Genomic DNA, 14038 nt, shown 5'->3' with positions numbered 1-14038 from the left:
GCACAGTCGTACGACGTGCCTTGATCCCTGGGGGACATCCGACATGAGCCAGCCCGTTCCGCCGCCGTCCGGCAACCCGTTCGCCGGAGGCGACCAGTTCGCCCCGGCCCCGCCGCCGGCGCCCGTCCGCAACAACGTCGGCCTGGGCCTGCTCGTCGCGTTCGTCGCCGCGCTGGTCGCCGCCGGTGCGTACGGCGCCATCGGCGGAGCCATCGAGAAGGAAATCGGCTACGCCGCCGTCGGCGTCGGCTTCCTCATCGGCTTCGCCGCCGCCAAGGCCGGCGGCCGCAACCCGGTACTGCCCGTCGTCAGCGCGGTGCTCGCCATCGGTGCGGTGTACCTGGGTCAGCTGGTCGCCATCGCGATGATCTTCGCCGATGGCACCGGTGCCTCCTTCACCGAGGTGTTCTTCGACGAGTTCAGCCTGCTGACGGAGGTCTGGAAGAAGGCGGCCGACGGCATGACCTATGTCTTCCTCGGCATCGCCGCGATCACCGCGTTCGCCGGTGCCAAGAAGGCCGACGCCTGATCGACGCACCACAACGCGTGGGGCCCGGCACCTTGAAGGTGCCGGGCCCCACGCGTACGTACGAAGAGCGGTCAGCGCTTGTGCTGCGAGTCCGCCACCGTCACCTCGACACGCTGGAACTCCTTGAGTTCGCTGTAACCCGTCGTCGCCATCGCCCGGCGCAGCGCCCCGAAGAAGTTCATCGACCCGTCAGGGCTGTGCGAGGGCCCGGTCAGGATCTCCTCCGTGGTGCCGACGATGCCCAGGTCCACGAGCTTGCCGCGCGGCACGTCCTCGTGCACGGCCTCCATGCCCCAGTGGTGCCCCTTGCCGGGCGCGTCCGTCGCGCGCGCCAGCGGGGATCCGATCATCACCGCGTCGGCGCCGCACGCGACCGCCTTCGGCAGGTCGCCGGACCAGCCCACGCCGCCGTCCGCGATGACGTGGACGTACCGGCCGCCGGACTCGTCCATGTAGTCGCGGCGGGCCGCGGCCACATCGGCGACGGCGGTCGCCATCGGCACCTGGATGCCCAGCACGTTACGCGTGGTGTGCGCGGCGCCGCCGCCGAAGCCGACCAGGACGCCCGCCGCGCCGGTGCGCATCAGGTGCAGGGCGGCGGTGTAGGTGGCGCAGCCGCCGACGATGACCGGGACGTCGAGTTCGTAGATGAACTGCTTGAGGTTCAGCGGTTCGGCGGCACCGGAGACGTGCTCGGCGGAGACGGTCGTGCCGCGGATGACGAAGAGGTCCACGCCCGCGTCGACGACGGTCTTCGAGAACTGCGCGGTGCGCTGCGGCGAGAGCGCGGCGGCCGTGACGACACCGGAGTCGCGCACCTCCTTCAGACGCTGCCCGATCAGCTCCTCCTTGATCGGGGCGGCGTAGATCTCCTGCAGACGACGGGTGGCGGTCTCCGTCGGCAGGTCGGCGATCTCGTCGAGCAGCGGCTGCGGGTCCTCGTAACGGGTCCACAGTCCCTCGAGGTTCAGTACGCCCAGACCGCCGAGCTCACCGATGCGGATCGCGGTCTGCGGGGAGACCACGGAGTCCATCGGGGCCGCCAGGAACGGCAGCTCGAAGCGGTAGGCGTCGATCTGCCAGGCGATCGAGACCTCCTTCGGGTCCCGCGTGCGCCGGCTCGGTACGACGGCGATGTCATCGAACGCGTACGCCCGGCGGCCGCGCTTGCCGCGCCCGATCTCGATCTCAGTCACGTTGTGTGGCCTTTCCCTCTACGTCTGCGCCTACCAGTATCCCCGACACACACGTCAGGGGCGGTCCCGGTGAGCCGGAACCGCCCCTGCGGACGTGTGCGCTACAGCTTGCTGTAGTTCGGTGCCTCGACGGTCATCTGGATGTCGTGCGGGTGGCTCTCCTTGAGTCCCGCCGAGGTGATCCGGACGAACCGGCCGCGGTCCTGCAGCTCCGGCACCGTGCGCCCGCCGACGTAGAACATCGACTGGCGCAGACCGCCCACCAGCTGGTGGACGACGGCGGAGAGCGGGCCGCGGTAGGGCACCTGGCCCTCGATGCCCTCGGGCACCAGCTTCTCGTCGGAGGCGACACCCTCCTGGAAGTACCGGTCCTTCGAGAACGAGCGCTGGTCGCCACGGGACTGCATGGCGCCCAGCGAGCCCATGCCGCGGTACGACTTGAACTGCTTGCCGTTGATGAACATCAGCTCGCCGGGGGACTCCTCGCAGCCTGCGAGAAGCGAGCCCAGCATGACCGTGTCCGCGCCCGCGACCAGCGCCTTCGCGATGTCGCCGGAGTACTGCAGCCCGCCGTCACCGATCACCGGTACGCCGGCCGCCTTGGCCGCGAGCGCGGCCTCGTAGATCGCGGTGACCTGCGGGACGCCGATACCGGCGACCACGCGGGTGGTGCAGATGGAGCCCGGGCCCACGCCGACCTTGATGCCGTCGACGCCGGAGTCGATGAGCGCCTGGGCGCCGTCGCGGGTGGCGATGTTGCCGCCGATGACGTCGACGGCCGAGTTCGACTTGATCTTGGCGACCATGTCGCCGACCAGCTTGGAGTGGCCGTGTGCGGTGTCGACGACGATGAAGTCGACGCCCGCCTCGACCAGTGCCTGGGCGCGCTCGTACGCGTCTCCCGCGACACCGACGGCGGCGCCGACGAGCAGCCGGCCTTCCTTGTCCTTGGCGGCGTTCGGGTACTGCTCGGCCTTCACGAAGTCCTTGACCGTGATCAGGCCCTTGAGGATGCCCGCGTCATCGACCAGCGGAAGCTTCTCGATCTTGTGCCGGCGCAGCAGCTCCATGGCGTCCACACCGGAGATCCCGACCTTGCCGGTGACCAGCGGCATCGGGGTCATGACCTCGCGCACCTGTCGGCCGCGGTCCGACTCGAAGGCCATGTCACGGTTGGTGACGATGCCCAGCAGCTTGCCCGCGCCGTCCGTGACCGGCACACCGCTGATACGGAACTTGGCGCACAGCCGGTCGGCGTCGGCAAGCGTCGCGTCCGGGTTCACCGTGATCGGGTCGGTGACCATGCCGGACTCGGAGCGCTTGACCAGGTCGACCTGGTTGGCCTGGTCGGCGATCGAGAGATTGCGGTGCAGCACACCGGCGCCGCCCTGGCGGGCCATGGAGATGGCCATACGCGCCTCGGTCACCTTGTCCATGGCGGCGGACAGCAGCGGGATGTTCACCCGCACGTTCTTCGAGATGTACGAGGAGGTGTCGATCTGGTCGGGCGCCATGTCAGAGGCACCCGGCAGCAGCAGCACATCGTCGTAGGTCAGCCCGAGTGTCGCGAATTTCTCGGGCACTCCGTCGACGTTGGTCATGACACCTTCCCCAATGGCCTTGATCGGTGCGGATGTCCATGCTAACGGGCTCAGCAGCCGTCTCATTCCACGATCAAGATCAGCAAGCAGCTTTGGATATTTCTACGGACGATATTTCTAACGGACGCGACCGACCTGCGGTTCACTGCTCGGCGAGCGCCCGCAGTCTGCTGAGCGCGCGGTGCTGCGCCACCCGGACAGCGCCCGGCGACATCCCCAGCATCTGGCCGGTCTCCTCGGCGGTCAGGCCCACCGCGACCCGCAGCACCAGCAGCTCCCGCTGATTTTCCGGCAGATTGGCGAGGAGCTTCTTGGCCCACTCCGCGTCGTCGCTGAGCAGCGCGCGCTCCTCGGGGCCGAGCGAGTCGTCCGGCCGCTCGGGCATCTCGTCGGACGGCACGGCCGTCGAGCCCGGATGCCGCATGGCGGCACGCTGCAGATCGGCGACCTTGTGGGAGGCGATGGCGAAGACGAACGCCTCGAACGGCCGCCCGGTGTCCTTGTAGCGCGGGAGCGCCATCAGCACCGCGACGCAGACCTCCTGTGCGAGGTCCTCCACGAAGTGGCGCGCGTCGCCGGGCAGCCGGTTGAGACGCGAGCGGCAGAAACGCAGCGCGAGCGGGTGCACATGCGCGAGCAGGTCGTGCGTGGCCTGCTCGTCGCCGTCGACGGCACGGTGCACCAGCGCACCGATGGCCCCCTGGGCGGTCGCCGCCTCGTCGTCACGCATCGGTCCATGGTGCCTTGGCGGCGGCTGGTCCGTCGCACTGCGTCCGTACTTGTGCACCGAAGCGTTATGAGTTGGCACGCCAGAAGTCATCTCGTGCGCCCTCCCCTCCCGCTCGACCGACACGTCCCCGAGGAACTCCACATCTCAAGCATGCGGCATCGCGCGGGAAACGGATGCCCTCGAGCATGCGTCACCCCGCCCGCATACGAACGGGCGGGGTTTGCCGTACCCCAAGGGCAGCCCACTCCTCCGGGACCTAGCGGACCAGGCCCCAGCGGAATCCGAGCGCCACCGCATGCGCCCGGTCCGAGGCACCGAGCTTCTTGAACAGGCGCCTGGCGTGCGTCTTGACCGTGTCCTCGGACAGGAAGAGCTCACGTCCGATCTCGGCGTTCGACCGGCCGTGGCTCATGCCCTCGAGCACCTGGATCTCACGCGCGGTGAGCGTGGGCGCAGCGCCCATCTCGGCCGAGCGCAGCCGCCGCGGGGCGAGCCGCCAGGTGGGATCGGCCAGCGCCTGGGTGACCGTCGCGCGCAGCTCGGCGCGCGAGGCGTCCTTGTGCAGATATCCGCGGGCTCCGGCGGCCACCGCGAGCGCGACACCGTCGAGGTCCTCGGCGACGGTGAGCATGATGATCCGGGCGCCGGGGTCGGCGGAAAGCAGCCGGCGGACGGTCTCGACGCCGCCCAGTCCGGGCATGCGTACGTCCATCAGAATCAGATCCGAACGATCGGCGCCCCAGCGGCGGAGGACTTCCTCGCCGTTGGCCGCGGTCGTCACGCGCTCGACACCGGGCACGGTCGCAACCGCCCGGCGGAGCGCCTCTCGGGCAAGCGGGGAGTCGTCGCAGACGAGGACGGATGTCATGGCCGCCCTCCGCAGCTGATGCGCGTCACCTTGTGCCTCCAGGCTGGGTACGTTTCGTCACCTGTGCGGTTGAACGCTCTCGGACATGTGCCCTAGAGCTTGTTGTTTCAACCGCCTCCGCACTCTCAACGACGGTCACTCGAAAGAGTTACGGGTCGGGCGGGCGCCTTCGGCACACAACGCGAGGGGCGCGCACGGGGCGAGGTGCCGCAGATCATCCACCCTCCACCCAGAGGCTATGCCCCATTCAGCGGCTTTCCTTCCCTTTTTGCAGTGTCTATGACTAGATTCGCAATGAGTCATATTTACATCTACTTACATAGTAGATGTACGGTCGTTGGCACGGCGCGGGTGCCCGATCCGGCAGGCATGGGGCCGGGAGCCCGTCCGGTCCGACCTGTCCTGTATCCACTCAGCACGGTTTCAAGGGGACATGCGCTATGGCAGATTTCTCTCGCCTTCCCGGACCCAACGCCGATCTGTGGGACTGGCAGCTCCTCGCGGCATGCCGCGGGGTCGACAGCTCGCTCTTCTTCCACCCGGAGGGTGAGCGGGGCGCAGCGCGAAGCGCGCGTGAGAACTCGGCGAAAGAGGTCTGCATGAGGTGCCCGGTCCGGGCGGAGTGTGCGGCGCATGCGCTGGCGGTGCGCGAGCCGTACGGCGTCTGGGGCGGCCTGACGGAGGACGAGCGCGAGGAGCTCATGGGGCGCGCACGCCATCGGCTGATCCCGGCCACGAGCGCAGGAGGTGCTCCGCACGGCTGACACCCGCACCCTCGCCCCTTACCGAAGAAACGTTCCTGCACCGACTCCCGGCGCACCTGGGGGTCGGTGCGGCATGTTCGGGCGGTGAACGGTCACGACGGGGCGCCGCACGGCGGGTCCGTCAGCGGGCGGCGGCGCGGGTCAGCTCGTCGAGGGTCGCGGCGACCGCAGGAACCTGGGCCAGATCCGCAAGCGTGAGGGCGACGATCTCGCGGGCGACCGCCGGTTCGACGGTGACCGTGCGGGCACCCCTGGGGCGTACGGACTCGATGGCGAGCTCGGGCAGCACCGCGACGCCCAGGCCCGCGCCGACCAGGCCGACCACCGCCGGGTAGTCGTCGGTGGCGAAGTCGATCCGGGGGGTGAAGCCCGCCTCCTCGCAGACGTCGACGAGCTGGCGGCGGCAGCGCGGGCAGCCCGCAATCCACGGCTCGTCCGCGAGATCGCCGATGGCGACAGTGTCCGCCTCGGCGAGCCGGTGCCCCTCGGGGACCAGGCCGACGAGCCGGTCGGTGAGCAGAGGACGGACGACCAGGTCGGCCCACTCCGCGTCCGCGCCGGCCGCTTCGCCGTACCGGAATGCGAGCGCCACATCGCAGTCGCCGTCGCGCAGCATCTCGACCGAGCGGGGCGGTTCGGCGTCGACGAGTGAGACCCGGGTGCCGGGGTGGGCGGCGCGCAGCGCCGCGAGTGCCGTGGGCACCAGCGTCGAGCTGCCGCTGGGGAACGAGACCAACCGGACTCTTCCCGCCCGCAGACCGGCGATGGCGGCGATCTCCTCCTCGGCCGCGGTGAGCCCGGCGAGGATGCCCGCCGCATGGCGTACCAGCGCCTCGCCGGCCTGGGTCAGGCGCATCTCACGGCCCGTGCGGATCAGCAGCGGAGTGCCGGCGGAGGTCTCGAGCGCCTTCATCTGCTGGCTGACCGCAGGTTGTGTGCAGCCCAGTTCCCGAGCGGCCGCGGAGAAGGAACCGGTGGCGGCGACAGCACGCAGGACGCGGAGATGACGGGCTTCGATCACCCGTCGAGCATAAGGGAGCCTTGGAGAAAGGCGGCATTCTCGAGTGGCCTGTTTGAGGGAACACCCATTACCGTGACCGGCATGAAGCTTCTGACCGTGAACGTGGGGCAGCTCAGGACCGTCGACTACGCCGACAACGGCGCGACCGGCATCGACAAGCGTCCGGTCGACGGAGCCGTCCGCGTCACGGATCCGGGCCCCAAGGGTCAGGGCGGGAGCGGTCTGGCCGGGGACGCGGTCAGCGACCTGCGCCATCACGGCGGCACCGACCAGGCGGTGTACGCCTTTGCGCGCGAGGATCTCGACCGGTGGGAGAAGGAGCTCGGCCGGCCGCTGCCCAACGGCTCGTTCGGCGAGAACCTCACCACCAGCGGGGTGGACGTGAGCGGCGCGCGGATCGGGGAGCGCTGGCGGATCGGCGACGAGCTGGTGCTCGAGGTGACGAGCGGCCGCATCCCCTGCCGGACGTTCGCGAGCCGGCTGGGCGAGAAGGGCTGGGTCAAGCGCTTCACGCAGGACTGCGCACCCGGCGCATATCTGCGGGTGATCGAGCCCGGCGAGATCCGCGCCGGCGACCCGGTCGAGATCGTGCACCGGCCCGGGCACGACGTGACCGTCGTGATGGCCTTCCGCTCCGAGACGGTGGAACGTTCACTGCTGCCGAAGGTGCTGGCGGCCGGAGAGGCGCTCCACACCGGGCTTCTGCGGGACGCGCGCGCGTACGTGGCCAAGCACGGCGCGGTGCCCGACTCCGTCATATAGGGGAAATCCCCTAGACGCCCCGGAAGTTGACTGGGGGGCGGCTGGGGGCGGTCCCCGATGTGCCCGCGAGTGCCGGCCGGGACGCTGGAAGCATGTCTCGCTTCAAGCGCGTCCTCATCACTCTCACGACCCTTGTCGTGATCGTTGGCCTGGCGCTCGGCGGCGGTTCACTCTGGCTGTTCTCGGACGCCAAGGTGTCCAACGTCGGCGCCGGTTTCAGCCGTGAGCTCGCCATACCGCCGCTCGCGAAGTCCACGGTGAAGAGAGATGGCACCCGGGTCTTCGACCTGACGATGCAGGCCGGTCAGAAGGAGTTCAGGCCGGGACTGAAGACGCCCACCTGGGGATTCAACGGGGCCTTCCTCGGGCCGACGCTGCGCGCGGAGCGGGGCGAGAAGGTCCAGGTGAGGATCAGGAACAAGCTGGGCGAGGAGTCCACCGTGCACTGGCACGGTATGCATCTGCCCGCGAAGATGGACGGCGGCCCGCACCAGATGATCGCGCCCGGCGCGACCTGGAGCCCGCACTGGACCGTGGACCAGCCGGCCGCCAGCCTCTGGTACCACCCGCATCCGCACGGCAGGACAGAGCGGCATGTGCAGCGCGGACTGGCCGGGATGTTCCTGCTCGACGACGCGCAGTCGGCACGGCTCGCGCTGCCGAAGCGGTACGGGGTGGACGATCTGCCGGTCATCGTGCAGGACGTTCGTTTCGACGGCGCGAAGTTCGACAGCGGCCACAAGCTGATGCGCAACGTCGGCTTCCTCGGCGACCGGACCATGGTCAACGGCACCCTCGACCCGTACAAGGAGGTCGGCGACGAGCTGGTGCGGCTGAGGCTGCTCAATGCCTCGACCGCCCGAACCTATGACTTCGGATTCGCCGACAACAGGAAGTTCTCACTGGTCGGCACTGACGGCGGACTCCTGGAGAAGGCGGTCGCCCTCGACCGGATCCAGCTGTCGCCGGGCGAGCGTGCCGAGACGGTGGTACGGATGAAGCCGGGCGAGCGGACCGTACTGCGCAGCTACCCGCAGACGAACTACGGGGACTTCTGGCAGAGCCGGTTCAGCGGCGCGGACGACACGTTCGACGTGCTGGAGTTGCGTGCCAAGGACACCTTGCGGCCCTCCCCCGGCATCCCCGCCAGGCTCGGCGAGCCTGAGGTGCCGGACGGCTCGGACTCGGTGCGCGAGCGGTCCTTCGGTCTGTTGATGTCGGGGATAAACGGTCGGCCGATGGCCATGGACCGGATAGACGAGACCGTCGTCCGCGGCACGGCCGAGACCTGGACGGTGCGCAACGACGACGGCGTCCCACACAACTTCCATGTCCACGACGTGCAGTTCCGGGTGCTGGAGGTGGACGGCAAGCAGCCGCCGCCGGAACTGCGCGGGGCCAAGGACACGGTGTTCGTGCCGGGCAGTCAGACCGTGAAGCTCGCTATGCGGTTCACCGGGCCGGCCGATCCGGACACCCCGTACATGTACCACTGTCACCTGCTGTACCACGAGGACATAGGGATGATGGGCCAGTTCGTGGTCGTCGAGAAGGGCCAGAAGGCGGGCACGGTGCGTACGCCGCACTCACACGTGGGGCACTAACGTGCCGCCTATGACGACTGCACTGATTACGGGAGCGACCGCGGGCATCGGCGCTGCGTTCGCACGGCGGCTCGCCGTCGAGGGACGGAACCTGGTGCTGGTGGCTCGTGACACCAAGCGGCTGCAGGAGCAGGCCACCGAGCTGCACGACAAGCACGGCATCGAGGCGGAGGTGCTGACCGCGGACCTGTCCGAGGAGGGCGGGATCGAGGCGGTCGCCCGGCGTCTGGCCGACCGGAAGGACCCGATCGATCTGCTGGTCAACAACGCCGGGTTCGGCAACAAGGGACGCTTCCTCGAGGTCTCCATGACCGATGAGCTGACGATGCTCAAGGTGCACTGCGAGGCCGTGCTGCGGCTGACCGCGGCGGCGGCGGAGGCGATGCGGGAGCGCGGGCGGGGCGGTGTGGTCAATGTGGCGTCGGTGGCGGCGTTCGTGCCGCGCGGCACCTACGGCGCGTCCAAGTCGTGGGTGGTGCAGTTCACCCAGGGAGCGGCACGGGATCTGGCGGGTTCGGGGGTGCGGCTGATGGCGCTGTGCCCGGGGTTCGTGCGGACGGAGTTCCATGAGCGGGCCGGGATGGGGACGGACAACATCCCCGGCTGGATGTGGCTGGACGCCGACAAGCTGGTGGCGACGGCACTGTCCGACCTGGCCCGGGGAAAGACGCTCTCGATCCCGGACGCGCGGTACAAGGCGCTGATGGGCGTGGTGAAGCTGGCGCCGCGCGGGCTGCTCGGCGGGGTCAGCTCCCGGGCGGGACGCAAGTACGGTCCGCAGTAGGTCCGCGGCCGGCCGCTCCACGAGCGGCCCGGCGAAGGGGCCATCCGCCACGGACGAGGCGCGCTGCCATCTGTCACTGCTGCCGCGGCTGCGATGCGCGCCTTGTACGGCGCGGACGGCCCCGGCCCCGATGAGTCCGGCCCTGGGGCCGGGCGAAGCAACGACCGGCATCACTCGCAGAAGAGGAGCCCGCGTCATGGACCACACAACCGCTGACCGCCCCGCCCTGCTGCTGGCGATGGGCCCGGGCATCGCCGAACGGCTGTTCACCGACCGACACCTCGACCGTCTCACCGCACTCACCCGCACCGACCCGCGTCGGATCGCCCACGACCTGACCGCTCCCGAGCCGCCCCTGGCCGACGCCCTCGCCGACGCCGAGGTGCTGCTGACCTGTTGGGGCGCACCCGCCCTGACCACCGAGGTGCTGGCCGAAGCCCCCCGACTGCGCGCGGTCGTCCACGCAGCGGGAAGCGTCAAGCACCATGTGACCGAAGCCTGTTGGAAGCGGGGCATCGCCGTCGCGTCGGCGGCTGCGGCCAACTCGCTGCCCGTCGCGGAGTACACGCTGGCCGCCATCCTGCTCGCCGGGAAGCGGGTCCTGCACTCGGCCCAGCGGTACGGGCAGCTGCAGGCCCGGTACGACTGGCACCCGGAGTTCGAGGACGCCGGCAACTACGGACGCACGGTCGGGGTCGTCGGCGCCTCGCGTGTCGGGCGGCGCGTGATCGAGCTGCTGCGCCCGTTCGATCTGCAGGTTCTGCTGTACGACCCGTATGTCGACGCCACCGAGGCCACCGCGCTCGGCGTCCTGCGCACCGAGCTGGACGAGCTCTGCGCCCGCGCGGACATCGTCACCGTGCATGCCCCTGAGCTGCCGGCCACCCGCCATATGATCGGCGCCTGGCAGTTGGGGCTGATGCGGGACGGGGCAACCCTGATCAACACCGCGCGCGGCTCCCTGGTCGACGAGGACGCGCTGCTCAGCGAGCTGATCGCGGGCCGGCTGGATGCCGTGCTGGATGTGACCGATCCCGAACTGCCGCCGCCCGGCTCGCCGTTGTACAGCCTGCCGAATGTGCTGCTCACCCCGCACATCGCCGGCTCACTGGGCGGCGAGCTGCACCGACTGGCCGATCAGGCCCTGGACGAGGTGGAGCGGTTCGCGGCCGGCCTGCCGTTCGCCGACCCGGTCCAGCCGGCCGCGCTGGGCTACTCGGCCTGACCCGGCAGGAGGGGCGAACATCACTAAAATGGACGTATCCCATCGAATGCGGGGAGGCGCCATGAAGTTCGTACAGCTAGTTGAATACAGGACCACAAAGCCCGAAGACATGAACACGCTCATGGACAGGTGGGCCGAGGCGACCCAGGGCAAGCGGACCGCCAGCCACACCCTCACCGGCAGGGACCGCTCCGACGCGTCCCACTACGTCGAGATAGTCGAGTTCGACTCGTACGAGAAAGCGATGAAGAACTCCCACCTCCCGGAGACCGAGAAGACCTTCCAGGAGATGGTGGCTCTGTGCGACGGCATGCCGTCCTTCACCGACCTCGATGTGGTCCGGGACGAGCAGATGAACGCGGCAACCGCCCGCCGCTGCTTCCACGAGATCATCGTCGGCGGCAACCTGGACGGGGTGGACGAGGTGTTCGCCGCCGACTACCGGGACCACGACATCAGCAAGGACGAGCCCGGGATCGGCAGGCAGAGCATCAAGCAGGACATCAAGGGCTGGCGCGACGCCTTCGATTTCCACTTCGACCTCGACCGCCAGGTGACCGAAGGCGACGACGTGGTGACCCTGTGGACCTGGCACGGCACGCACAAGGGTGACTTCCAGGGCATCGCCCCCACCGGCAAGCAGTGCACGATGACCGGCACCACGGTCTTCCGCTTCGAGGACGCGATGATCAAGGAAGGCTGGTGGCACTACGACGCCCTGCACCTGATGCGGCAGCTCGGCGCGTTCTGACCACCCCGCACGACTCGCTGCTGTCCGGACGGCGACCGCGCTTCACTGCGGCACTGCGGTGTCGTCCGTACGGCGAAGGCCCCTGCTCCCGCACACAGCGGGAACAGGGGCCTTCACGCGAGCCCTACGGCATCAGTGGCTGTGACCGTGGCCGTGGCCGTGGTCGGCCTCCTCCTCGGCCGGCTTCTCGACGACCAGGGTCTCGGTCGTGAGCAGCAGGGAGGCGATCGACGCGGCGTTCTCCAGCGCGGAGCGCGTGACCTTGACCGGGTCGATGACGCCGGCCTTGACCAGGTCGCCGTACTCACCGGTCGCGGCGTTGAAGCCCTGACCGGCCTCCAGCTCCGCCACCTTCGCGGTGATGACGTAGCCCTCGAGACCGGCGTTCTCGGCGATCCAGCGCAGCGGCTCGACGGCGGCGCGGCGGACGACCGCGACACCGGTGGCCTCGTCGCCGGTCTTGCCGAGGTTGCCCTCGAGCACCTTCACGGCGTGGACGAGCGCGGAGCCACCACCGGAGACGATGCCCTCCTCGACCGCGGCGCGGGTCGCGGAGATGGCGTCCTCCAGACGGTGCTTCTTCTCCTTCAGCTCCACCTCGGTGGCGGCGCCGACCTTGATCACGCACACGCCGCCGGCCAGCTTCGCGAGGCGCTCCTGGAGCTTCTCGCGGTCCCAGTCGGAGTCGGTGGACTCGATCTCGGCCTTGATCTGGTTGATGCGGCCCGTGACGTCCTCGGACTTGCCGCCACCGTCGACGATGGTGGTGTCGTCCTTGGTGATCGTCACGCGGCGGGCGGTGCCCAGCACGTCCAGACCGGCCTGGTCGAGCTTGAGGCCGACCTCCTCCGCAATGACCGTGGCACCGGTGAGGGTGGCCATGTCACCGAGCATCGCCTTGCGGCGGTCACCGAAGCCGGGGGCCTTGACGGCCACCGCGTTGAAGGTGCCGCGGATCTTGTTGACGACCAGGGTGGAGAGCGCCTCGCCCTCGACGTCCTCGGCGATGATCAGCAGCGGCTTGGAGCTGCCGGCCTGGATGACCTTCTCCAGCAGCGGCAGCAGGTCCTGGATCGAGGAGATCTTGCCCTGGTTGATCAGGATGTACGGGTCGTCGAGGACGGCCTCCATACGCTCCTGGTCGGTCACCATGTACGGGGACAGGTAGCCCTTGTCGAAGGCCATGCCCTCGGTGAAGTCCAGCTCCAGCCCGAAGGTGTTGGACTCCTCGACGGTGATGACACCGTCCTTGCCGACCTTGTCCATCGCCTCGGCGATGAGCTCGCCGACCTGCTGGTCCTGGGCGGACAGCGCGGCGACGGCGGCGATGTCGGACTTCTCCTCGATCGGACGCGCGGTGGCGATCAGCTCGTCGGAGACGGCCTTGACCGCGGCGTCGATGCCCTTCTTCAGGGCGGCCGGGGAGGCGCCGGCGGCGACGTTGCGCAGACCCTCGCGGACCAGGGCCTGGGCCAGCACGGTGGCGGTGGTCGTACCGTCACCCGCGATGTCGTTGGTCTTGGTCGCCACCTCCTTCACCAGCTGGGCGCCGAGGTTCTCGTACGGGTCCTCGACCTCGACCTCACGGGCGATCGTGACACCGTCGTTGGTGATGGTGGGAGCGCCGAACTTCTTGTCGATGACGACGTTGCGGCCGCGGGGGCCGATCGTCACCTTGACCGTGTCGGCAAGCTTGTTGACGCCGCGCTCGAGGGCGCGACGGGCGTCCTCGTCGAATTTCAGGATCTTCGCCATGGGAGCTTCTCAAGTCCTCTCAAAGAACTGCGCCCCTCGCCGCCCGGCAATCAGCGGGGTGACCAGGGGCGCAGCTCAAAGCCGATCTGGGTGCGGAGCCTTCTGGGGGCTGGATGCCCCCAGACCCTCGCTTACTTCTCGACGATCGCGAGCACGTCGCGGGCCGAGAGGACGAGGTACTCCTCGCCGCTGTACTTCACTTCGGTGCCGCCGTACTTGCTGTACAGCACGATGTCGCCGGTCTTGACGTCGAGCGGCAGGCGCTCGCCGTTCTCGAAACGGCCCGGGCCCACGGCCAGGACGACGCCCTCCTGGGGCTTCTCCTTGGCCGTGTCCGGAATGACCAGGCCAGAGGCCGTGGTCTGCTCGGCGTCGAGCGGCTGGACCACAATGCGGTCCTCGAGCGGCTTGATGGCAACCTTGGAGCTGGTGGTCGTCACGATCCGAC

General features: G+C 69.2%; 14 protein-coding genes. 7 read left to right on the top strand and 7 right to left on the bottom strand.

Features of this window, described 5'->3' with window-relative positions; all coding sequences use genetic code 11:
- Positions 1-43: 43 nt before the first annotated feature.
- A complete protein-coding gene (locus tag ABZ208_RS08670; protein WP_356908786.1) occupies positions 44-529 on the top strand; it encodes a hypothetical protein in 486 nt (161 codons plus the stop codon).
- A gap of 71 nt (positions 530-600) precedes the next feature.
- Here the strand turns inward: ABZ208_RS08670 and ABZ208_RS08665 are convergent, their stop codons facing one another.
- The 4 genes from ABZ208_RS08665 to ABZ208_RS08650 form a co-directional block, all read right to left on the bottom strand.
- The gene (locus ABZ208_RS08665; RefSeq protein ID WP_356908785.1) at positions 601-1725 is read right to left on the bottom strand and encodes a GuaB3 family IMP dehydrogenase-related protein; all 1125 of its coding nucleotides are present in this window, start codon (positions 1723-1725) and stop codon (positions 601-603) included.
- Between the two features lie 101 nt (positions 1726-1826).
- On the bottom strand, positions 1827-3326 hold the full coding sequence (guaB, locus tag ABZ208_RS08660; protein WP_356908784.1) for an IMP dehydrogenase: 1500 nt from the start codon (positions 3324-3326) through the stop codon (positions 1827-1829).
- A 142-nt stretch (positions 3327-3468) separates the two neighbouring features.
- The gene (locus ABZ208_RS08655) at positions 3469-4056 is read right to left on the bottom strand and encodes a sigma-70 family RNA polymerase sigma factor (protein WP_328397475.1); all 588 of its coding nucleotides are present in this window, start codon (positions 4054-4056) and stop codon (positions 3469-3471) included.
- 256 nt (positions 4057-4312) lie between these two features.
- Positions 4313-4924, bottom strand: coding sequence for a response regulator transcription factor (locus ABZ208_RS08650; protein WP_003948568.1), 612 nt, complete (start codon positions 4922-4924; stop codon positions 4313-4315).
- A 440-nt stretch (positions 4925-5364) separates the two neighbouring features.
- Here ABZ208_RS08650 and ABZ208_RS08645 point away from each other — a divergent pair, with 440 nt between their 5' ends.
- Positions 5365-5688 carry a WhiB family transcriptional regulator gene (locus tag ABZ208_RS08645; RefSeq protein ID WP_356908783.1) on the top strand — a complete coding sequence of 108 codons (324 nt, stop codon included), beginning with the start codon at positions 5365-5367 and terminating at the stop codon, positions 5686-5688.
- A gap of 121 nt (positions 5689-5809) precedes the next feature.
- Here the strand turns inward: ABZ208_RS08645 and ABZ208_RS08640 are convergent, their stop codons facing one another.
- Complete coding sequence (locus ABZ208_RS08640; protein ID WP_356908782.1) at positions 5810-6709, bottom strand: LysR family transcriptional regulator; 900 nt, start codon at positions 6707-6709, stop codon at positions 5810-5812.
- An 81-nt stretch (positions 6710-6790) separates the two neighbouring features.
- Between ABZ208_RS08640 and ABZ208_RS08635 the strand changes: the two genes are divergently transcribed.
- The 5 genes from ABZ208_RS08635 (at position 6791) to ABZ208_RS08615 (ending at position 11835) form a co-directional block, all read left to right on the top strand.
- On the top strand, positions 6791-7471 hold the full coding sequence (locus ABZ208_RS08635; RefSeq protein WP_356908781.1) for an MOSC domain-containing protein: 681 nt from the start codon (positions 6791-6793) through the stop codon (positions 7469-7471).
- Between the two features lie 92 nt (positions 7472-7563).
- Positions 7564-9075, top strand: coding sequence for a multicopper oxidase domain-containing protein (locus tag ABZ208_RS08630; RefSeq protein ID WP_356908780.1), 1512 nt, complete (start codon positions 7564-7566; stop codon positions 9073-9075).
- 10 nt (positions 9076-9085) lie between these two features.
- Positions 9086-9859 (top strand): SDR family oxidoreductase, encoded by a 774-nt coding sequence (locus tag ABZ208_RS08625; protein WP_356908779.1) that lies wholly within the window; start codon positions 9086-9088, stop codon positions 9857-9859.
- A 196-nt stretch (positions 9860-10055) separates the two neighbouring features.
- Entirely contained in the window at positions 10056-11084 is a 1029-nt protein-coding gene (locus tag ABZ208_RS08620; protein ID WP_356908778.1) for a hydroxyacid dehydrogenase, read from the top strand.
- 61 nt (positions 11085-11145) lie between these two features.
- Positions 11146-11835: an ester cyclase gene (locus tag ABZ208_RS08615; protein ID WP_356908777.1), complete on the top strand. Its 690-nt coding sequence runs from the start codon at positions 11146-11148 to the stop codon at positions 11833-11835.
- 132 nt (positions 11836-11967) lie between these two features.
- Here ABZ208_RS08615 and groL read toward each other — a convergent pair whose 3' ends face one another.
- Positions 11968-13590 carry a chaperonin GroEL gene (gene groL, locus ABZ208_RS08610; RefSeq protein WP_328397491.1) on the bottom strand — a complete coding sequence of 541 codons (1623 nt, stop codon included), beginning with the start codon at positions 13588-13590 and terminating at the stop codon, positions 11968-11970.
- Between the two features lie 131 nt (positions 13591-13721).
- Complete coding sequence (groES, locus tag ABZ208_RS08605; RefSeq protein WP_010471835.1) at positions 13722-14030, bottom strand: co-chaperone GroES; 309 nt, start codon at positions 14028-14030, stop codon at positions 13722-13724.
- Positions 14031-14038 lie beyond the last annotated feature (8 nt).

It is taken from the genome of Streptomyces sp. NPDC006208, assembly GCF_040613775.1.
Classification (GTDB): Bacteria; Actinomycetota; Actinomycetes; order Streptomycetales; family Streptomycetaceae; genus Streptomyces.
This window is presented reverse-complemented; position numbering and strand designations above follow the sequence as displayed.

Coding starts and splice junctions, on each gene's coding strand:
- ABZ208_RS08670 (WP_356908786.1), top strand. CDS start 44: ATGAGCCAGCCCGTTCCGCCGCCGTCCGGCAACCCGTTCGCCGGAGGC.
- guaB (WP_356908784.1), bottom strand. CDS start 3,326: ATGACCAACGTCGACGGAGTGCCCGAGAAATTCGCGACACTCGGGCTG.
- ABZ208_RS08655 (WP_328397475.1), bottom strand. CDS start 4,056: ATGCGTGACGACGAGGCGGCGACCGCCCAGGGGGCCATCGGTGCGCTG.
- ABZ208_RS08650 (WP_003948568.1), bottom strand. CDS start 4,924: ATGACATCCGTCCTCGTCTGCGACGACTCCCCGCTTGCCCGAGAGGCG.
- ABZ208_RS08645 (WP_356908783.1), top strand. CDS start 5,365: ATGGCAGATTTCTCTCGCCTTCCCGGACCCAACGCCGATCTGTGGGAC.
- ABZ208_RS08635 (WP_356908781.1), top strand. CDS start 6,791: ATGAAGCTTCTGACCGTGAACGTGGGGCAGCTCAGGACCGTCGACTAC.
- ABZ208_RS08630 (WP_356908780.1), top strand. CDS start 7,564: ATGTCTCGCTTCAAGCGCGTCCTCATCACTCTCACGACCCTTGTCGTG.
- ABZ208_RS08625 (WP_356908779.1), top strand. CDS start 9,086: ATGACGACTGCACTGATTACGGGAGCGACCGCGGGCATCGGCGCTGCG.
- ABZ208_RS08620 (WP_356908778.1), top strand. CDS start 10,056: ATGGACCACACAACCGCTGACCGCCCCGCCCTGCTGCTGGCGATGGGC.
- ABZ208_RS08615 (WP_356908777.1), top strand. CDS start 11,146: ATGAAGTTCGTACAGCTAGTTGAATACAGGACCACAAAGCCCGAAGAC.
- groL (WP_328397491.1), bottom strand. CDS start 13,590: ATGGCGAAGATCCTGAAATTCGACGAGGACGCCCGTCGCGCCCTCGAG.